We start from the raw sequence: 20409 nt of genomic DNA on the forward strand, positions 1-20409 counted from the left end.
GCGGACGCCGCAGATGTCACCCTCCCGTGCCTCGTCGGCAGGGACGGTGCGAGAACGAGAAGAGGCAGGACATGAGCGACGGTTGTGGCAGCGGCGACGGCGGCGGGTGCGGGGGCTGCGGAGGCGCCTGTGGTGGGCCCTATGTCCCCGAGTTGGATGCGCGCGAGCTCGACCCGATGATCCGTCAGTCGGCGATCTTCGGTGTCCTCATGGGTCTTCCGCCGCAGGGTGTCGTGCGGATCGTCGTCAACTCCGACCCCTCCGGTATCGCCGACCTCCTCGAGGAGCGTCTCCCCGGCCAGTACTCCGCGGACGTCGACACCGTCTCCGAGGACGAGTACCGGGTGCTCTTCTCCCGCGCGTGAGCTCCGGGTCGTCCCGCTCTCTCGGCGCGTCCTCCGGGGGCGGTGGGGAAGGGGTGGCCTCGACCCCGTCCGGGTGCCGTGATCCCCAGACGGATCCCGTCTACGACGTCGGACGACGCTCGATTCATCCGGAAGTCTGATGACTCCCGCCTTGCACCTCCGTAGCGTCGGGGCAGCGGTGGCAGGCCGCAGCGGATCGGTTCGAGGAATCGGATCGGCGGGAGTCGTCGGGGCGTGGAATCAGGGGTCACGCCCCGGCGACTCCCTTCCTCATCCCCGGGGGAACGCAGAAGGCCCGTCCGTCCTGGTGAGGACGGGCGGGCCTTCTGCAGGGATGGAATGGGTCAGCTGGGCTTGGGGGCGCCCTTGCGGGCGTACCGCATCCACGTGATGACGATGCAGAGCACCGCGAAGGCGATGCCGATCATGTAGAAGACCGTCGGGCCGAGGGTCGTCACGCCGATGCCGAAGAAGAACGGCCCGAACGCCGCGATGGCGGCGGTCCAGCCGATGACGCCACCGGCCTGGCGCTTCTCGAAGATCATCGGCATCTGCTTGAACGTGCTCGCGTTGCCGATACCGGAGAAGAGGAAGATCGCGATCATGCCCCAGAGGAACCGCATGAACCCGGCGTGAAGGGATTCGGCGGACGTCGTGTCGGGGGTGAGGGCGGGGATCGTCCAGGCGATCGAGGCGACGAGACCGATGCCGGAGATGAGCGTCCAGATCGCTCCGCCCATGCGGTCGGTGAGCGGCGCGAAGGCGAACCGGGCGAGGGCGCCGACGAGCGGGCCGAGGAACACGAACGAGGCGACCTCCGGCACGGTGTACCCGGGGACGAGGACCTGCGTGCCCGCGCCGGTGCCGGCGACGATGCCGGGGTTGCCGATGCCGTAGAGGTTGGCCATGAGGAGCCCGAACTGGGCGGACAGGCCGGAGAACGTGCCGAACGTCATGATGTAGAGCAGCGTCATGTACCAGGTGTCGACGTTGCCGAAGATGTCGAACTGCTGCTTGATGTTCGCGGTGATCGGCACCGAGCGGAGCATCGTCCATGCGAGAGCGGCGCCGACGAGCATGAGCGGGATCCACACGAACGCCGCGTTCTGGAACCACACCTGCTTGTCGGGCTTGCCGGGCACGGACATCATCTGGCTGCCGCCGACGACGGCGAGGAAGCTCATGCCGATGAGGTAGGGCGTGAGCAGCTGGACGAGGGAGACGCCGAGGTTGCCGAGGCCGGCCTGGATGCCGAGGGCCGTGCCCTGCATACGCTTGGGGAAGAAGTAGGACGTGCTCGGCATGAAGCCGGAGAACGCGCCGCCGCCGATGCCGGCGAGGAACGCGAGGACCATGAGCTCCCAGTAGGGGGCGGTCGGGGCCATGACGCGGACGCCCCATCCGAGGGTGGAGAGGATGAGCAGCAGTGTCGTGAGGGTGACCATCTTGCGGGTGCCCATGAGGGGCGGGAGTACCATCCACACGATGCGGAGGAGGCCGGCGGCGAGGCCGGGCATCGCGGCCATCCAGTAGAGCTGGTCCTTGGTGAAGGTGTAGCCGAGGGCGTTGAGCTTGGGGATGATCGCGCTGGGGAGGAACCAGGCGACGAAGCACAGGGTGAGGCAGAACGTCGTGATCCAGAGGGTGCGCCAGGCGAGACCGGAGTCCCACGTCTCGGCGTTCTCCGGGTCCCACGACTCCAGCCATTCACCGCCGGAACGGGTGGCCGGCGCGTCGGCCGGTGGAGGGGTGCTGCTCATCGGGGGAAGACCTCGTTCGATCGGGAGTGGTGGTGGCGGACATCGCGCCACCCTTTACGACGGCAGTATCCCGCACAATGGGGGGTGATTCGTGGTTCGGGGTCCTGGGTGTCCACCGGTGTCGGTGGAGGCGGGACACTGGGCGACGACCGGACACGCGGGACGAGCGGGTCGGCGAGAGGCAGGGGACGTGATGGCGTCGGAACGACGGGACGCGTCGGCGGACGTGCGGGGCGGGCCCCGCGGGGGGAACGGAACGACAGGGGGAAGCGACTTGCCGGGTTCCGGTTTGGCCTCGGGTGCCGACGCCGGGGTGCTCCCCGCCGTCGACGCGCTCAAGCGGGTCGCTGCCCTCAGCCCGGCGCAGCGCACGATGCTCACGAGTCTCGGCGCTGCAGGCGAGCCCGTCACCGCGGCGACCCTCGCCGAAGAGTTGGGGATCCGACCGAGCACGGCGCGCGAGACGCTCGACGGGTTGCTCGCCTCGGGGCTCGTCCGACGGGAGCGCATGCCGATCACCGGCCCCGGGCGTCCGTCGTACGGCTACGTGGCGACGACACCCACCGGCGTCGACGGCCCGATGTCGATGTTCGTCGACATCGTCACGGCCACCGCGGAGACGCTGCGGGAGGTCCATTCCGACCCGGCCGCCGTCGCGCAGGCGATCGGTCGGTCGTGGGCCGGCCGGATGGTGGGGCGCACGCTGCCCGATCACGCCGAGCACGACGACGAGGCCTATGGCCACCTCGCGCTCGCCGGTCACATGGACAAGATCGCGTACTTCTTCACGGCCCTCGGGTTCGGGGCGACCGTGTCGGACTCCCGGCGCGAGGTGCGGCTGCGGAGCTGCCCGTTCGTCGAGGCCGGCGGCGTCGATCCGCTCGTGTGCGAGATGCACCGGGGGATGACGCGGGAGGTCATCGCCCTCACGTCGCGGGGGCAGGTCGAGGCGGAGCTGCGACCATGGGTGACGCCCGAACGGTGCGAGGTGTCGGTGGCCGAGATCGACACGGACGCCGAGAAGCCCGAAGCGTCGTGACCTTTTCGCCGGGGTGAGCCTGTAATATCGGCGGCGGTCGTCCCTAGCGAAGGAGCACCCGTTGAGCACCACCGCCGGATTCCGCCGGGCCGCAGGTATGGATACCTCGGCCACGGATGCCCTTCTCCGCATGGGGCGTCGGTTCCACGACAAAGGTCACGTCGCGCAGGACCTGCGCACGATCTCCTACGAGGGGGGTCGCGACGCCGACACGTTCTATCGCGACCGCTGGAGCCACGACAAGGTCGTCCGCTCCACCCACGGCGTCAACTGCACCGGGTCCTGCTCGTGGAAGGTGTACGTCAAGGACGGCATCATCACGTGGGAGGCGCAGCAGACCGACTACCCGAGCGTCGGCCCCGACAGCCCCGAGTACGAGCCGCGCGGCTGCCCGCGCGGCGCGGCGTTCTCCTGGTACACCTACAGCCCCACGCGCGTGCGCTATCCGTACGCCCGTGGCGTCCTCCTCGAGATGTACCGCCAGGCCAAGGCCGCGCACGGCGGCGACCCCGTCGAGGCGTGGCGGAGCATCGTCGAGGACCCCGAGAAGGCGAACCGTTACAAGCGGGCCCGCGGCAAGGGCGGCCTCGTCCGCGTGACGTGGGAGGAGGCCGTCGAGATCGCGGCTGCCGCGCACGTCCACACGATCAAGGCGTACGGCCCCGACCGTCTCGCCGGGTTCTCGCCGATCCCCGCGATGTCGATGGCGAGCTACGCCGCCGGGTCGCGCTTCTACTCCCTGCTCGGCGGCACGATCCTCAGCTTCTACGACTGGTACGCCGACCTGCCGCCCGCCTCACCGCAGGTCTTCGGTGACCAGACCGACGTGCCCGAGTCCGGCGACTGGTGGAACTCCGCCTACCTCATGATGTGGGGCTCGAACGTGCCGGTGACGCGAACGCCCGACGCGCACTTCATGACGGAGGTGCGGTACCGCGGCACGAAGGTCGTCACGGTGAGCCCCGACTACGCCGACAACGCGAAGTTCGCGGACGAGTGGCTCTCGGTCTACCCGGGCACCGACGCCGCGCTCGCGATCGCGATGGGGCACGTCGTCCTCAAGGAGTTCTTTGTCGAGCAGGAGACGCCGGAGTTCTCCTCCTACGTCGCGACATACACCGACCTGCCGTTCCTCGTGCGTCTCGAGGAGCGGGAGATCGACGGGGAGCAGCGGCTCGTCGCGGGCAAGTTCCTCATGGCGAGCGACCTCGGCGACTCGAGCGAGCACGCCGACTTCAAGACGGTCCTCCTCGACGGGTCGACGAACCCCGAGGGCGAGCCGGTCGTCCCCAACGGGTCGATGGGCTTCCGCTACGGCGAGGAGGGCGAGGGTCGCTGGAACCTCGACCTCGGTGACATCCGTCCACTGCTCAGCGCCGCCGCCGGTGACGCGCGCGGCGTCGAGGTGACGCTGCCGCGGTTCGACACCCTCGAGGGCACGCCCGGCACGGTGACGCGTGGCGTCCCCACCCGGGAGATCGGCGGCCACCTCGTGTGCACCGTCTTCGACCTGCTCCTCGCCCAGTACGGCGTCTCCCGCCCGGGCCTGCCCGGACAGTGGCCGAGCGGGTACGACGACCCCGACGCGATGGGTACCCCCGAGTGGTCCGAGTCGATCACCGGCGTGCCCGCCGAGCAGGCCGTCCGCATCGCCCGCGAGTTCGCCTCGACGGCACGCGACTCCGGCGGCCGCTGCATGATCATCATGGGTGCCGGCACGAACCACTACTTCCACTCCGACACGATCTACCGGGCGTTCCTCACGCTCACGAACCTCACCGGCTGCCAGGGCCGCAACGGTGGCGGGTGGGCGCACTACGTCGGTCAGGAGAAGGTCCGCCCCCAGCTCGGGTTCGCGCAGATGGCGTTCGCGCTCGACTGGCAGCGTCCCGCCCGGCAGAACATCTCGGCCGCGTTCTTCTACCTCCACACCGGCCAGTGGCGGTACGACGCGTTCGGCGCCGACGCCACCGCCGCCGCCACGGGCACGGGCATGTGGAAGGACCGGTCGCCGGCCGACCTCCTCGCCGCATCCGCCCGCATGGGGTGGATGCCGAGCTACCCGACCCTCGCGGGAAACATCCTCGACCACTGCGACGCGGCGAAGGCCGAGGGCATGAGCCCGAAGGACTACGTCGTCCGGGAGCTCACGGAGGGGCGTCTGCGGTTCGTCGCGGAGGACCCCGACGGGCAGGACAACCACCCCAAGGTGCTCACGGTGTGGCGGTCCAACCTCATGGGCAGCAGCTCCAAGGGCAACGAGTACTTCAACAAGATCCTCCTCGGCACCGACCACTCGCTCCGTGCCGAGCCGGCGCCGGAGGGGCGCCGCGGCAGCGAGGTGCAGTGGAACGACGACCTGCCCGAGGGCAAGCTGGACCTCCTCACCTGCCTCGACTTCCGCATGACGAGCACGACCCTGTTCTCCGACCTCGTCTTCCCGGCCGCCACCTGGTACGAGAAGTACGACCTGTCGAGCACCGACATGCACCCGTTCGTGCACAGCTTCAACCCGGCGATCCAGCCGCCGTGGCAGGCCAAGAGCGACTTCGCGACGTTCAAGCTCCTCGCCGAGAAGGTGAGCGAGCTCGCGGGGACCCACCTCGGCACGCGCACCGACCTCGTCCTCGCCCCGCTGCAGCACGACACCCCCGACCAGCTCGCCGTCTCCCGCGGCGTCGTCAAGGACTGGCGTCACGACGAGTGCGAGCCGGTGCCCGGTCGCACGATGCCCAAGATGATCGAGATCGAGCGCGACTACACCGAGATCGCCGAGAAGTGGGGCGCCGTCGGGCCCCTCGCCGAGGAGCTCGGGCTGCCCGTCAAGGGCATCAACGTCAAGCCCACGCCCGAGGTCGAGGTGCTCAAGGGCCGTAACGGCACCGTCCGCGGCGGCGTCGCCGACGGGCGCCCCTCCCTCGCCCGCGACGTCGACGTGTGCGAGACGATCCTCGCGTTCTCCGGCACGACGAACGGCCGCATCGCCACCGAGGGGTGGAAGCAGTACGAGAAGCGCACCGGGCAGCGTCTCGCCGACCTGTCGGAGGGCGAGGCGGGCAAGCGGATCACGTTCCGCGACACCCAGGTCGCCCCGCAGCCGGTCATCACCTCGCCCGAGTGGTCGGGCAGCGAGCACGGCGGGCGTCGGTACTCCCCGTTCGTCGTCAACGTCGAGCGGCTCAAGCCGTGGCACACCGTCACCGGCCGCATGCAGTTCTACATCGACCACGACTGGCTCATGGAGACCGGCGAGTCCCTGCCGATCTACCGGCCGCCGCTCAACATGCACCTCCTCTACGGCGAGCCCGAGCTCGGCGGCCCCGACGCCGACGGCGTGGGCCTCACCGTGCGGTTCCTCACGCCGCACAACAAGTGGTCCATCCACTCCGAATACCAGGACAACCTCCTCATGCTCAGCCTCGCCCGCGGTGGCCAGGCCATCTGGATGAGCGACAAGGACGCGGCCAAGCTCGGCATCTCCGACAACGACTGGATCGAGGCGGTCAACCGCAACGGCGTCATCGCCGCCCGCGCGATCGTCTCCAGCCGCATGCCGGAGGGGACGGTCTACATGCACCACGCGCAGGACCGAACCGTCGACGTCCCCCTCGCCGAGGCGAGCGGCAAGCGCGGCGGCATCCACAACTCGGCCACCCGCATCCTCTTCAAGCCGAGCCACGTCGCCGGCGGCTACGGCCAGATCGCGTGGTCGTTCAACTACTACGGACCCACCGGAAACCAGCGCGACGAGGTCACCGTGATCCGCCGCCGCTCCCAGGAGGTGCAGTACTGATGCGCGTCATGGCACAGATGGCCATGGTGATGAATCTCGACAAGTGCATCGGGTGCCACACCTGCTCGGTGACCTGCAAGCAGGCGTGGACCAACCGGTCCGGCACCGAGTACATCTGGTGGAACAACGTCGAGACCCGTCCCGGCCTGGGCTACCCCCGCACGTACGAGGACCAGGAGCGCTGGAAGGGCGGCTGGGTCCTCACGAAGAGCGGACGGCTCCAGCTCCGCGCCGGCGGCCGGTTCAAGAAGCTCCTCCAGATCTTCGCGAACCCCGTGCTGCCGAGCTTGGAGGACTACTACGAGCCGTGGACGTACGACTACGACACGCTCGTCAAGGCGCCGCTGCAGGAGCACACGCCCGTCGCCCGGCCCTACTCGCTCGTCACCGGCAAGCCGATGAACATCGAGTGGTCGGCCAATTGGGACGACAACCTCGGCGGCAACACCGAACTCCTCCAGCGCGACGTCGTCCTCACCAAGGTGCAGGACGACGTGAAGATGGAGTTCGAGAAGACGTACATGTTCTACGTCCCTCGGATCTGCGAACACTGCCTCAACCCGAGCTGTGCGGCGAGTTGCCCGAGTGGCGCGATCTACAAGCGTGACGAGGACGGCATCGTCCTCGTCGACCAGGACGCGTGCCGCGGCTGGCGTCAGTGCATCACCGGCTGCCCCTACAAGAAGGTCTACTTCAACCACCGCACGGGCAAGGCCGAGAAGTGCACGTTCTGCTTCCCGCGCATCGAGGTCGGCATCCCGACGGTGTGCTCGGAGACGTGCGTCGGTCGGCTGCGCTACATCGGGCTCGTCCTCTACGACGCCGACAAGGTGCTCGAGGCCGCGACGGAGCCCGACGAGACGAAGCTCTACGAGGCCCAGCGCGAGTGCTTCCTCGACCCCCGCGACCCCGAGGTCGTCGCGGCTGCTCGCGAGGCGGGCATCCCCGAGGACTGGATCGAGGGCGCGCAGCGCTCCCCGGTGTGGCGGCTCATCCACGACTACGAGATCGCGCTGCCGCTCCACCCGGAGTACCGCACGCTGCCGATGGTCTGGTACATCCCGCCGCTGTCGCCGATCGTCGACGAGGTCGCGAGGACGGGCGTCGACGCCGAGTCGGCGGACGTGCTGTTCTCCGCGATCGACACGCTCCGCATCCCGAGCGCCTACCTCGCCGAGCTGTTCACGGCCGGTGACGTCACGGTGATCGACCGGGTGCTCAAGAAGCTCGCGGCGATGCGCTCCTACATGCGCGACATCAACCTCGGCCGCGATCCGCGCGGGGAGATCCCGGCGTCGGTCGGCATGAGCGAGGAGGACATGTACGAGATGTACCGCCTCCTCGCCATCGCGAAGTACGACGAGCGGTACGTCATCCCGAGCGCCCACGTCGAGGACGCACATCGGCTCGAGGAACTCGCGACCGACTGTTCGGTCTCCGCGTTCGGTGGGGGCGACTCCCCGTTCGGTGCGGACTCCGGCCGTGGCGGGCCCGTGCCCGTCGCGATCCAGAGCCGTCGCGAGATCGCGACCCGCATGACGTCCGACGAGATGGGCCACCCGGCCGATCGCGAGCCGGGGCTGACGCAGTGAAGATCTCCCTGCCCCTGCTGCGGCGACGCCCCGAGAAGGACGGGCCGCCCTCGCCCGGGTTCGCCGGCGCGTTCCTGCCCGACCGTGGGGAGGACTCCGAGGCGGGGACGCCCTGGGTCCCGCCCTCGGCCGAGGACGCGCCACCCGTCCCGGCGAGCGCGACGGTGATCGAACGGTCCGCGGGCGTCCACGTCCCCGAGTCGGACCGGGTCGTCCATCAGGCGGCCTCGCTCCTGCTCGACTACCCCGACGAGTGTCTCCTCGCCGACCTGCCCGTCCTCCGGGCGGCCGTCGAGGAGGGCGTCCACGGCGCGGCCGCACGGCACCTCCTCGCCCTCGTCGAGCACGTCGAGTCGACGCCGCTCGCCGAGCTCCAGCAGCACTACGTCGAGACGTTCGACATGCGGCGCCGCTGCTGCCTGCACCTCACGTACTACGCGTACGGCGACACGCGGCGGCGCGGCCTCGCGCTCCTCGACATCAAGCAGACCTATCAGCGGTGCGGTGCGACGCTGCGCGGGGACGAACTGCCCGACCACCTGTGCGTCGTCCTCGACTTCGCGGCAGGCGGCGCCCCCGCCGTCGGTCGCACGCTGCTCCTCGACCACCGTCCGGGCCTGGAGCTCCTGCGGATCTCCCTCACCGAGCGCGGCTCGGTGTACCGGCACGCCGTCGAGGCGGTGAGCAGGACCCTCCCCACGCTCGCCGGTCACGACCGGGACGTGGTGCGCACGCTCATCGCGTACGGCCCGCCCGACGAGCAGGTCGGCATGGAGGCGTACGCCTCGGGGAGTCACGTCACGAGCGGAGTGAGGATCTGACATGGGTGAGCTGTTGTGGGTGGCCCTGCCCTACCTGTCGATGGGCGTGTTCGTCGTGGGCCATTGGTGGCGCTACAAGTACGACAAGTTCGGGTGGACGACGCGCTCCTCCCAGATGTACGAGAGCCGCCTGCTGCAGATCGGCAGCCCACTCTTCCACTTCGGGTTGCTGTTCGTCATCGGCGGTCACGTGCTCGGCCTCGTCATCCCGAAGTCGTGGACGGAGGCCGTCGGCCTCAGCCAGGAGGCCTACCACTTCATGGCCGTCTCCGTCGGTGCCGTCGCGGGTGTGTGCACGGTCGTCGGGATGCTCATCCTCCTCGCGCGTCGCCGCTTCACCCCGGCGGTGTTCAAGGCGACGACGGCGAACGACAAGCTCATGTACGTGCTGCTCGCCTCCGTGATCCTCCTCGGCCTCGCGAACACCGCGCTCGGCAACGTGATCTCCCACTACGACTACCGCGAGGGCGTCTCGATCTGGTTCCGGCAGTTGTTCGCGTTCCGGCCCGACCCCGACCTCATGTCGGCCGCTCCGCTCACGTTCCAGCTCCACGCGCTCCTCGCGTGCCTGCTCTTCGCGCTGTGGCCGTTCACGCGCCTCGTCCACGTGTTCTCCGCGCCGGTCGGCTACCTCTGGCGGCCCTACGTCGTGTACCGCAGCCGCCAGGGCAGCCGCCTCGGCGCCCGTGACTCCCGTCGCGGCTGGGAGCGCAGCACCCTCCCCGAGACCCGCGCCCACGGCTCCCATCCCGCCGCCCGGCGCTGACGGGGTCCGAAACCGCATCGAGACGCAGCCCGGTGGTCGTCACGACCACCGGGCTGCGTCGTGTTCACGGCCGGTGCCGCCCCGTGACTGTCCCCGGGGTTGGGGGGTCAGCGGATGAGACCCGCCTCGCGGGCGGCGGCGACGGCGCCGGTGCGCGAGTCGACGCCGAGCTTCTCGTAGACGTGGACGAGGTGGGTCTTCACCGTCGCCTCGCTGATGAAGAGTTCCTTCGCGACGGCCCGGTTCGTGAGGCCGCGGGCGACGGCCCCGAGGACGGCGAGTTCGCGGCCGGTCAGCTGGGCGTGGGGCGCGCGCATCCGGGTGAGGAGGCGCCCGGCCACGCGGGGGGCGAGCGCCGTCTCGCCGCGGGCGGCGGTGTCGACGGCTTCGACGAGGTCGGCGGGGGGCGCGTCCTTGAGGAGGTACCCTGCGGCGCCCGCCTCGACGGCGCGGACGATGTCGCGGTCGGTGTCGTACGTCGTGAGGATGAGCACCGGCGGCCCGTCCGCGGCGCGGATCTGCGTCGTCGCCGTGACGCCGTCCATGCCCTCACCCATCTGGAGGTCCATGAGGACGACGTCGACCGACAGCGACCGGAGCAGTTCGAGCGCACGCTCGCCGTTCTCCGCCTCGGCGGCGACCTCGATGCGGCCCGACGTCGAGAGCAACGCCCTCAGGCCGGCACGGACGACGGGGTGGTCGTCGACGATCATCACGCGGATCGGCGGCGGGGTACCGGTGGCGTCGGACGGATGCGTCATCGAGGGCTCCCGGGGTGGTCGGTCGGCGGGTGATCGGGGGTGGCCTGGTCAGTGGCGGTCGGATCAGTGGCGGTCGGATCGGTGGCGGTCGGATCGGTGGCGGTGTGGTCGGGGTCCACCGCCGTCTCCACCGTGGCGGATCGGTCGCCACCGGCGGGGGGACGTCCCGCTGCTGCAGTCGGGTTCGCGAGCGGAACCGTCGCGGTGAGCGTCGTGCCCTCGCCGGGGGCGGAGTCGACCCCGAGGGCGCCGCCGAGGGTGGCGAGGCGTTCTCGCATCGCGCGGAGGCCGAAGCCCGTGCCGCCGAGGGGCGCGGCGTCGAGGCGGGCGGGGTCGAAGCCGCGGCCGTCGTCGACGACGTCGAGCATCACGGCGTCCCCGGTGTTCGTCAGGGCCACGACGACCCGGTCGGCGCGGGCGTGGAGGCGCACGTTCGACAGCGCGCTCTGCGCGACCCGGAGCAGCGCGACCTCGCCGGAGGTGCCGAGCGTCGTCATGTCGCCGTCGACGTCGATGGTCGTCTCGAGAGACGTCTGTTCGCGCAGCCGCTCGAGGAGGCGGGTGAGGGCCGTGGGCAGGGGTGCCGCCTCGAGGGAGGCGGGGGTGAGGGCGTGGACGACGCGGCGCGCCTCCTCGAGGTTGTCGGCCGCGGTCGCCTCGATCTGCCGCAGGACGTCGGTGCGGGCGGCGTCGTCCCCGGCGAGCCCGGCGCGGGAGAGCAGGACGATCGAGGAGAGACCCTGCGCGAGGGTGTCGTGGATGTCGCGGGCGAGGCGCTGCCGTTCGGTGAGGACACCGGCCTCCCGTTGGGTGGCGGCGAGTTCGTCGTGGACGGCGACGAGGTCGTCCTGCGCGACGACGAGCTCGGCGACGAGGCGGCGTCGGTCCTCGCTCTCGGCGAGGATGCGCCGGTAGATGAGTCCGGCGCCCGCGGCGACGATCGCGCCGACGACGGGGCCGACGATCCGTCCCGGGCTCGGCACCCCGGCCGACACCTGCGACGCGACGACGCAGCAGGTGAGGGCCGCGATCGTGCCGAGCGCCGCGGGTGTCGACAGCAGGTGGATCGCGAGGAGGAACAACGCGAACGCCACCCATGAGAAGTCCGGGGAGATCCACAGGAGCCCGAGCCAGCACGCGACGAGGACGACGAACCAGGCGAGTCCACCGCGTGCGCCCCGTGCCGTGATGGCCTCCTCTGCGTCCCCGGCGTGCTCGGCGTCCCCGGCCCGCCGGACGCGGGAGCGCGTCGAGGCCGCGTCGTCCCGGAGGTCGTCCGAGGGCAGTCGCATCCCCCTCAGCTCGGCCTCGCGGCGGCGACGCGCACGGTCCTGCCCTGCGCGACTCATCACGGCGCCGACGACGTACCAGACCGCCGTGAGGGCCGCTCCCACGAGCGCCGCGACACCCCGGTCGGCCGTGCCGTGGTCGACGAGGACCGCACGGGCCGTGCCGAGCACGAGAAGGAGCGCGAACAACAGGTGCTGCCCGCACTCGAGGTACCGCGAGGCGCTCGCCTCCAGTGTCGGCACCGAGCCGCGTTCGTCCATGTCGCCATTGTCGCCGGGGCGTCGACCGATGCCCCGCATCCCCTGGTCGGGTGGGGCGGGTGTCGGCGGGCGGGGTGGCCGTTCCGACGGCGCCGGAGAGCCGGGTGGTGCGACGGCTCGGCGTCGCGACGCCGAGGTGGGGACGACCACGCCCGGTGGGCCGGGGCCACACCGGGCGTGATCGTCAGGGCGGCTGCGCCGCGGGCGAGGGCCGGGTCAGGCGGTGGCGTCGGCGGGGCGGGCGTCGACCCGGTGGGCGTGGCGGGCGGCGAAGAACGCCATGACGGCACCGACGGCGAGCATCGGCAGACCGAACGCCCACGTCTCGGCCTCGACCTGCGTGAAGAGCAGCAGGCAGGAGGCGAGGCCGAGGACAGGCAGGATCGTCGGTACGCGGAAGTGGTCGGGCAGTCCGTCGTCGTGGCGGCGCAGGACGAGGCAGGCGACGTTGACGGAGGAGAACACGACGAGGAGCAGGAGGACGAGCGTCGAGGCGAGTGTCGCGATGCTGCCGAGGAGGGCGAGGACGAGCGAGAGCCCGGTCGTGACGACGATCGCCACCCACGGGGTGCGGCGCTGCGGCAGGACCCGGCCGAGCACCGAGGGGAGGAGACCGTCGCGGGCCATGCCGTAGGCGAGGCGGGACGACATGATCCCGGTGAGGAGCGCGCCGTTCGCGACGGCGACGAGCGCGATGACGCTGAACAGCACGAGCGGAACGCCACCCGCGACGCGGGCGACCTCGAGCAGCGGGCCGGAGGACGCGGCGAGCTGGTCGGTGGGGACGACGGCGCTCGCGGCGGCACCGACGAGAACGTAGATGACACCTGCGACGGCGAGGGCGCCGAACAGGGCCCGCGGGTAGGAACGGCGCGGGTCGCGGGCCTCCTCGGCGATGTTTACCGACGTCTCGAACCCGACGTAGGAGTAGTAGGCGAGGACGGCGCCGCCGAGGACGGCCCGGAACGGCCCCTCCTCCGGGGTGCCGAGCTGGGTGAGACGACCGAGGTCGGCGTCGCCGCGGAGGATCACCCACGCGCCGAGGCCGATGATGAGGAGCAGGCCGGAGACCTCGACGACCGTCGCGACCGCGTTGGCGCCGAGGGACTCCTTGACGCCGCGGGCGTTGAGCGCGGCGAGGAGCACGAGGAAGATCGTCGCCGCGACGGGCACGGGCACGTCGACGAATTCGCTGAGGTAGTCACCGGCGAAGCCGAGGGAGAGAGCGCCGACCGAGACGATGCCGGCCGCGAGCATGCAGTACCCGACGAGGAACCCGGCGAACGGTCCGAACGCGCGGTGCGCGTACGACGACGATCCACCGGCCCGCGGGTAGCGGGTGGCGAGCTCGGCGTAGGAACCGGCGGTGAACAGGGCGAGGATCAGGGCGAGGAGCAACGGCACCCACACGGCGCCACCCGACCGACCGGCGACCTCACCGGCGAGGACGTAGACACCGGCGCCGAGCACGTCGCCGAGGATGAAGAGGAACAGTCCGGTCGTGCCCACGGCACGACGCAGTGGCGTGCCGGTGGTGTCCGATACCGGTGAGGGGGGAGGGGATTCGGTCATACATGCCATCCTGCCCGGCGGGGTCCGAGCCGACCATGTGACGGTGGAGCGCCGCCACGTCGTGCACACTCGTCACGTCCTGGGGCGACGCCGGTGCCCGCGTCGCCCCGCGCAGCCCGAGGGGTCCTCCGTTCATCCCCGCCGCGCGATCCGACCGCCGGGCCCGGCGACCTCGTCGGGCCCGGCGACCTCGTCGGGGCCGACGGGGTCGGCAGGGTCCGTGCGGGCGACGTCGTGGCGGGCGACGAAGCGGAAACGGTCGCCGCGGAAGACGGACCTCGTGCGTTCGAGGGGGCGACCGTGGGTGTCCCATGCGGTGCGGTGGACGAGCAGCATCGGCAGGCCCACCTCGACGCCGAGGAGGTCGGCCTCCCGGGGGTCGGCGAGGGCGGTCTCGACGACGTCCTCGACGGTAGCGATGCGCCGCCCGTAGGCCTCGGCGAGGGTCGCGTAGAGAGATCCTCGTGCGGCCAGTTCGGCCTCGAGGTCGTCGAGCGGGCCGGGGACGTGGGCGATCTCGTGGGCGATCGGCTCGTCCGCGACGGTGCGCAGGCGGTCGACGCGATGCACGACGGCGCCCACCTCCACGTCGAGGAGGCGGGCGAGATCGGCGTCGGCGGCGGCGCGTGTCACCGACAGGACGAGGCTGCCCGGTCGGCGTCCCTCCGCCTCGAGGTCCTGGCTGAACGACGTGAGGGGGCGCACCTGCAAGAGCTTCGGCCGCGCGACGAACGTGCCGCGCCCCTGCGTGCGCTCCAGGCGTCCCTCGACGACGAGTTCGGCGATGGCCTGCCGCACCGTCGTACGCGAGGTCGAGAAGCGTTCGGCGAGATCGCGTTCCGCCGGCACGGGCGCGCCCGCGGGGGCGTCGGCGATCAGGGTGAGGAGCTGCTCCTTGACCCGGTAGTACTTCGGGACCCGCACGGCCGCCCCCCTTCTCACCTGCGTCGACGTGGGCACATCCGGTCCGCGAGTCTCGCACGACACCGGGGTCGCCCTCCGGGGAGGACCGACGGCCCTCGCATCTCTTCGAGTATTGACCCTCGATTGGTCTAGTCCAATACTGGACCACAGGACGCCGTCCCCGCACCTCCTGCGGGGACGCGGACGGACCGACATCCACACGGACACCCAAGGAGGTCGACGTGGCCACGACGCCCGCGACGACGACACCATCCGCCGGAAGGCGCCCCGGCTTCGCGGGACTCCAGCGCCTCGGCACGAGCCTCATGCTCCCCATCGCCCTGCTGCCCGCGGCCGGCATCCTGCTGCGCCTCGGCCAGGACGACCTCCTCGGCAAGATCGACACGCCGATCATCGGCCCGTTCTTCGACGCGATGAGCGCCGGTGGCGATGCGATCTTCAAGAACCTCGCGCTGCTCTTCGCCGTCGGCGTCGCCATCGGGTTCGCCCGCAAGGCCGACGGCTCCACCGCCCTCTCGGCGGTCGCCGGCTACCTCGTCCTCGACGGCGTCTTCACGGCGATGTCGCCCGTCATCCTCGCCGGCCAGATGGACCAGGCCGGCAACCAAGCGATGATCAGCTACAACGTCCTCGGCGGCATCATCGTCGGCCTCATCACGGCCTGGCTGTTCGACCGGTACCACGAGATCCAGTTGCCGACCTACCTCGGCTTCTTCGGCGGCCGCCGGTTCGTGCCGATCGTCGTCTCGCTCGCGACCCTCGTCGTCGGCTTCGCGATGAGCTACTTCTACCCGATCTTCGCCACCGGCCTCACCGCCACGGGCAAGTTCATCGCCGGCTCGGGCATCGTCGGTGCGTTCCTCTACGGGTTCGCCAACCGCATGCTCATCCCCTTCGGCCTGCACCACATCCTCAACTCGTTCATCTGGTTCATCTACGGCGACTACAACACCGGGACCGCCGTCGTCACCGGTGAGCTCACCCGCTTCGCCGCCGGCGACCCGACCGGTGGTCACCTCACCTCGGGCTTCTACCCGATCCTCATGTTCGGCCTCCCCGGCGCCGCGCTCGCGATGATGCACGTCGCCCGCCCCGAGCAGAAGAAGGCCGCCGCGGGCATCCTCGGCGCCGCCGGCCTCACCGCGTTCCTCACCGGCATCACCGAGCCGCTCGAGTTCGCGTTCATGTTCGCGGCGTTCCCGCTCTACGTCCTCCACGCGATCCTCACCGGTGTCTCGATGGCGATCGCCTACGCGCTCGACATCCACCTCGGCTTCTCGTTCTCCGCGGGACTCTTCGACCTGCTCCTCTACGGCACCGCACCGGCTGCGAAGAACATCCCGTTGCTCGTCTCGATGGGGGTCGGGTTCTTCGTCCTCTACTACGTCCTGTTCCGCTTCGCGATCACGAAGTGGAACATGCGCACCCCGGGCCGCGGTGACGTCCAGGCCGTCGCCGACGACGGGACGCACACGACGGGCCGCTCTGCCACCGGCGGCGGCCGCGCCGAGGCACTCATCGAGGCGTTCGGTGGCCGTGACAACCTTCGCGACGTCGACGCCTGCATCACGCGTCTCCGCATCGAGGTCGTCGACAAGGCGCGGGTGAGCAAGGACAAGCTCATGGCGCTCGGTGCCGCGGGTGTCGTCGAGGTCGGCAACAACGTCCAGGCCGTGTTCGGCCCGCAGGCCGACGCCCTCAAGACGGACATCCGCGCCGCGCTCGCCGGGTGGCCCGCGACGGGCATCGCCCCCACCCCGACCGCGGTCGCCGCGCACCGCGAGGCCGCCCACCCGGGCGAGACCGTCGTCCTCGCTCCGGTCGCCGGACGTGTCGTCCCGCTCTCGGAGGTGCCGGATGCGACGTTCGCCCAGGGCCTCGTCGGTCACGGTCTCGCGATCGATCCGCGTCACGAGAACGTGGACGTCGTCGCGCCGGTGAGCGGCACCGTCGTCCAGTCCTGGCCGCACGCGTTCGCGATCGAGACCAAGGACGGCACGGGCGTCCTCGTCCACCTCGGCCTCGACACGGTCCGTCTCGAGGGTCGCGGGTTCGTCACCCACGTCGGCAAGGGCGCCACGGTGCGTGCCGGCGAGCTCATGACGACGTACGACGTGCCCGCCGTCCGCGCCGCCGGTCACGCGAGCGTCGTCCCCGTCGTCGTCCTCGAGGCGAAGGGCGAGGACATCCGCGGCGAGGCCGGCCGCGAGGTCGCGCGTCTCGACGAGCTCTTCACCGCCCACCGCTGAACCCCGTCCTCGCCGGGGCATCCTCCGGGTGCCCCGGCGGGGGTGGACCGGCTCCCCCCGTCCCGTCTCTTCGCCCGGCACGTCGTCGCGCCCGACGCGAGAGTCGACCCTCGACCGTCACATCAGGAGTTGTCATGGAGATCGTCATCCTCGAGGAGGCCGCCGAGCTGGGCCGGCTGGCCGCCGACGCGATCGTCGCGCTGCTGCAGCACCGCCCGGGCGCCGTCCTCGGACTCGCCACCGGGTCGTCGCCGCTGCCCGTCTACGACGAGCTGGTCCGCCGTCACGAGGCGGGGGAGGTGAGCTTCGCGCAGGCGCGCGCGTTCACGCTCGACGAGTACGTCGGCCTGCCGCCGGGACACCCCGAGGGGTACCGCACCGTCATCGAGCGCGAGTTCGCGAGTCGCGTCGACCTGCCCGCGAACGCCCTCCACACCCCCGACGGGGCGGCGCAGGACATCCCCGCCGCGTGCGCCGCCTACGACGCGGCCATCGCCGCCGCCGGCGGCATCGACCTGCAGATCCTCGGCATCGGCACCGACGGGCACATCGCGTTCAACGAGCCGGGCTCCTCGTTCGCGTCCCGCACCCGCATCAAGACCCTCATGCATCAGACCCGCGTCGACAACGCGCGGTTCTTCGACGACGACCTCGACGCCGTCCCCGTGCACTGCCTCACCCAGGGGCTCGGCACGATCATGGAGGCGCGGCACGTCGTCCTCCTCGCAACGGGCGAGGGCAAGGCGGAGGCCGTGCAGCACCTCGTCGAGGGCCCGGTGAGCGCGATGTGGCCGGCGACGATCCTCCAGCACCACCCGCACGCGACGATCCTCCTCGACGAGGCCGCCGCCGGGCGTCTCACGCTCGCGCCGTACTTCCGGCAGTCCTGGGAGACCAAGCCCGCCTGGCAGGGCCTCTGACATGCCGGACGACACGCACGACGCGGCCCCGACCCTGCTCACCGCGGACGCCGTCGTCACCGGCACGGACGTCCACCGTCCGGGGTGGGTCGAGATCACGGGGACGCAGGTCACGAACGTCGGCGCTGGTCGCCCCGCCCCAGGGGCGGGTGAGGTCGCCGACCTCGGCGCGACGACCGTCGTCCCCGGATTCGTCGACATGCACTCCCACGGCGGCGGCGGGGCCGCGTTCACCGACGCGACCCCCGAGGCCGTCGCCACGGCCACCGGCCTCCACCGTGCCCACGGCACGACGCGGATGATGGCCTCGCTCGTCTCCGCCCACCCCGACGAGCTCCTCCGAGAGGTCGCCGGACTCGCCCCTGTCGTGCAGGAGGGGGCGGTCTGCGGGATCCACCTCGAGGGGCCGTGGATGTCGCCGGGCCGTCTCGGCGCCCACGACCTCGGTACCCTCCGTGCGCCCGACCCGGCCGAGATCGACCGCCTCCTCGAGGCGGCGGACGGCGCGATCCGCATGATCACCCTCGCGCCCGAGCTGCCCGGTGCGATCAACGCGGTCCACCGGTTCGTCGAAGCGGGCGTCGTCGTCGCCGTCGGCCACACCGACGCGACGTACGAGGAGGCCCGCGCCGCGATCGAGGCGGGCGCCCGGGTCGGGACGCACCTCTTCAACGCGATGCGTCCCGTCGACCACCGTGAACCCGGGCCCGTCGTCGCGCTCCTCGAGGACCCCCGCGTCACCGTCGAGATGATCACCGACGGGGTCCACCTCCACCCGTCCGTGTACGCCCTCGCGTGTGCGGAGGCGGGGCCGGATCGGGTCGTCGTCGTCACCGACGCGATGTCCGCGGCGGGGATGACCGACGGCCGTTACCTCCTCGGGGCGCTCGACGTCGACGTCGTCGACGGCACGGCCCGCGTCGCGGGCACACCCACGATCGCGGGCAGCACGGCGACGATGGACCGTCTGTTCCGGTTCGCCGTCGCCCACGGCGGCCACGAGGGAGACGCGGCCCTCCTCCACGCCGTGCGTCAGACCTCGACGAATCCCGCCCGCGCCGTCGGCGTCCCGGGCGGCGCCCTCGTCGAGGGATCCCCGGCCGATCTCGTCGTCCTCGACGCGGACCTGCAGGTCCGCGGGGTGATGGCGGCCGGAGCGTGGGTGGCGGGGGCCTGAGCGTCACCCCGGGGGAAGCCTGCGCGGCGTCGCATCCGACGGGGCGCCGCGCAGACGTGTCGTGCCCGGATCCGCCCGTACCATGAAGAGAGTCGCCGAGAACCGCGGCGGCCCGCCGAGCGTGAAAGGTCTCCCGTGCGTCGCTCCCGACTCGCCCTCCTCTCCCTGACGGCCGCCCTGACGCTCTCCGCGTGTTCCGGCATCCCGCCGGAGCCTTCGGTGACCGGCGGCACGTCCCGGGCCGACGTGGGGGTGCAGGCGCCCACGCCGACGCCGACCCCCACCCCCAAGGAACTGCCCGGTGGCGGGCGAGAGATCTTCCCGACCTACCGCCTCGTCGGCTACTCCGGCGTCAAGGGCAGCGGGCCGGGCCTCGGCCGGGCGGGCGTCGGCGACATCGACGACCGCATGAAGGAGATCGTCGAGCGGGCCCAGCCGTACGCGACGGACGGCCGCAAGATCATGCCGGTCCTCGAGGTCATCGCGACGACGGTGCAGCCGTGCCGCGTCGCACCCAAATGCCGCACCGTGTCGAGCGACGAGAAGATCCAGGCGCACCTCGACGCGATCCGCAAGGTCGACGGCGTGCTCCTCCTCGCCATCCAGCCGGGCCGCTCCGACTTCGTCACCGAGGTGAAGAAGTACGAGAAGTTCCTCAAGGAGCCCGACGTCGGCGTCGCCCTCGACCCGGAATGGCGCATGGGACCGAACCAGGAGCCGATGAAGTCGTTCGGGAGCACCGACGCCAAGGAGCTCAACGCGGTCTCCGCCTACCTCGACCGGATCGTCACCGACAACGACCTGCCGCAGAAGGTCATGCTCTACCACATGATCCGCGTCAACTGGGTGCGCAACCACGCCCAGCTGCAGGACCGCAAGGGTGTCGCGTTCATCCTCAGCGTCGACGGGATCGGCGACCAGGAGCTCAAGGAGGGGACGTGGAAGGCCCTCATGGGGGTCAAGCCGGCGTTCGTCCACCCGGGCTTCAAGCTCTTCTACCAGGAGGACACCGCGCGGCCGGGATGGAAGCTCATGACCCCCGCGCAGGTGCTCGCCCTCACGCCCACTCCGGAGTACGTCCTCTACGAGTGAGTCGGGTCGGGTCGGGTCGGCCAGGGCG

At 71.1% G+C, this 20409-nt stretch carries 15 protein-coding genes; 10 read left to right on the top strand and 5 right to left on the bottom strand.

Going from position 1 to position 20409, the window contains the following annotated elements:
- Positions 1-71: 71 nt before the first annotated feature.
- Positions 72-365: a DUF2249 domain-containing protein gene (locus MOPEL_RS14950; RefSeq protein WP_009483726.1), complete on the top strand. Its 294-nt coding sequence runs from the start codon at positions 72-74 to the stop codon at positions 363-365.
- A gap of 344 nt (positions 366-709) precedes the next feature.
- On the opposite strand, the gene MOPEL_RS14955 is transcribed toward MOPEL_RS14950, so the two are convergent.
- The gene (locus MOPEL_RS14955; RefSeq protein ID WP_009483727.1) at positions 710-2125 is read right to left on the bottom strand and encodes an MFS transporter; all 1416 of its coding nucleotides are present in this window, start codon (positions 2123-2125) and stop codon (positions 710-712) included.
- Positions 2126-2414: 289 nt separating this feature from the next.
- Here MOPEL_RS14955 and MOPEL_RS14960 point away from each other — a divergent pair, with 289 nt between their 5' ends.
- The 5 genes from MOPEL_RS14960 to narI all read left to right on the top strand — a co-directional run bounded on the left by MOPEL_RS14960 (position 2415) and on the right by narI (position 10136).
- On the top strand, positions 2415-3164 hold the full coding sequence (locus MOPEL_RS14960) for a helix-turn-helix transcriptional regulator (RefSeq protein WP_040634922.1): 750 nt from the start codon (positions 2415-2417) through the stop codon (positions 3162-3164).
- Between the two features lie 97 nt (positions 3165-3261).
- Entirely contained in the window at positions 3262-6957 is a 3696-nt protein-coding gene (locus tag MOPEL_RS14965) for a nitrate reductase subunit alpha (RefSeq protein ID WP_040634924.1), read from the top strand.
- Complete coding sequence (narH, locus tag MOPEL_RS14970) at positions 6957-8549, top strand: nitrate reductase subunit beta (protein ID WP_009483730.1); 1593 nt, start codon at positions 6957-6959, stop codon at positions 8547-8549. The genes MOPEL_RS14965 and narH overlap by 1 nt, the downstream gene beginning before the upstream one ends.
- Positions 8546-9370 (top strand): nitrate reductase molybdenum cofactor assembly chaperone, encoded by an 825-nt coding sequence (gene narJ / locus MOPEL_RS14975; RefSeq protein ID WP_009483731.1) that lies wholly within the window; start codon positions 8546-8548, stop codon positions 9368-9370. Before narH ends, narJ begins: the two co-directional genes overlap by 4 nt.
- 1 nt (position 9371) lies before the next feature.
- Positions 9372-10136: a respiratory nitrate reductase subunit gamma gene (narI, locus tag MOPEL_RS14980; protein ID WP_009483732.1), complete on the top strand. Its 765-nt coding sequence runs from the start codon at positions 9372-9374 to the stop codon at positions 10134-10136.
- A gap of 107 nt (positions 10137-10243) precedes the next feature.
- Here the strand turns inward: narI and MOPEL_RS14985 are convergent, their stop codons facing one another.
- The 4 genes from MOPEL_RS14985 to MOPEL_RS15000 form a co-directional block, all read right to left on the bottom strand.
- Positions 10244-10897, bottom strand: a complete 654-nt coding sequence (locus MOPEL_RS14985; protein WP_009483733.1) for a response regulator — start codon at positions 10895-10897, stop codon at positions 10244-10246.
- On the bottom strand, positions 10894-12447 hold the full coding sequence (locus MOPEL_RS14990) for a sensor histidine kinase (protein ID WP_051992344.1): 1554 nt from the start codon (positions 12445-12447) through the stop codon (positions 10894-10896). The genes MOPEL_RS14985 and MOPEL_RS14990 overlap by 4 nt, the downstream gene beginning before the upstream one ends.
- Positions 12448-12663: 216 nt before the next feature.
- Positions 12664-14019: an APC family permease gene (locus tag MOPEL_RS14995; RefSeq protein ID WP_009483735.1), complete on the bottom strand. Its 1356-nt coding sequence runs from the start codon at positions 14017-14019 to the stop codon at positions 12664-12666.
- Positions 14020-14151: 132 nt separating this feature from the next.
- The gene (locus MOPEL_RS15000) at positions 14152-14943 is read right to left on the bottom strand and encodes a GntR family transcriptional regulator (RefSeq protein ID WP_009483736.1); all 792 of its coding nucleotides are present in this window, start codon (positions 14941-14943) and stop codon (positions 14152-14154) included.
- Positions 14944-15164: 221 nt separating this feature from the next.
- On the opposite strand from MOPEL_RS15000, the gene MOPEL_RS15005 reads away from it, so the two are divergent.
- From MOPEL_RS15005 to MOPEL_RS15020, 4 genes are all read left to right on the top strand, one after another.
- Complete coding sequence (locus tag MOPEL_RS15005; RefSeq protein ID WP_009483737.1) at positions 15165-17192, top strand: glucose PTS transporter subunit IIA; 2028 nt, start codon at positions 15165-15167, stop codon at positions 17190-17192.
- A gap of 134 nt (positions 17193-17326) precedes the next feature.
- Positions 17327-18112 (top strand): glucosamine-6-phosphate deaminase, encoded by a 786-nt coding sequence (nagB, locus tag MOPEL_RS15010; protein ID WP_009483738.1) that lies wholly within the window; start codon positions 17327-17329, stop codon positions 18110-18112.
- Position 18113: 1 nt separating this feature from the next.
- The gene (nagA, locus tag MOPEL_RS15015) at positions 18114-19289 is read left to right on the top strand and encodes an N-acetylglucosamine-6-phosphate deacetylase (RefSeq protein ID WP_009483739.1); all 1176 of its coding nucleotides are present in this window, start codon (positions 18114-18116) and stop codon (positions 19287-19289) included.
- Between the two features lie 135 nt (positions 19290-19424).
- Positions 19425-20381 (top strand): hypothetical protein, encoded by a 957-nt coding sequence (locus MOPEL_RS15020; protein ID WP_009483740.1) that lies wholly within the window; start codon positions 19425-19427, stop codon positions 20379-20381.
- Positions 20382-20409 lie beyond the last annotated feature (28 nt).

It is taken from the genome of Mobilicoccus pelagius NBRC 104925 (assembly GCF_000247995.1).
Classification (GTDB): Bacteria; Actinomycetota; Actinomycetes; order Actinomycetales; family Dermatophilaceae; genus Mobilicoccus; species Mobilicoccus pelagius.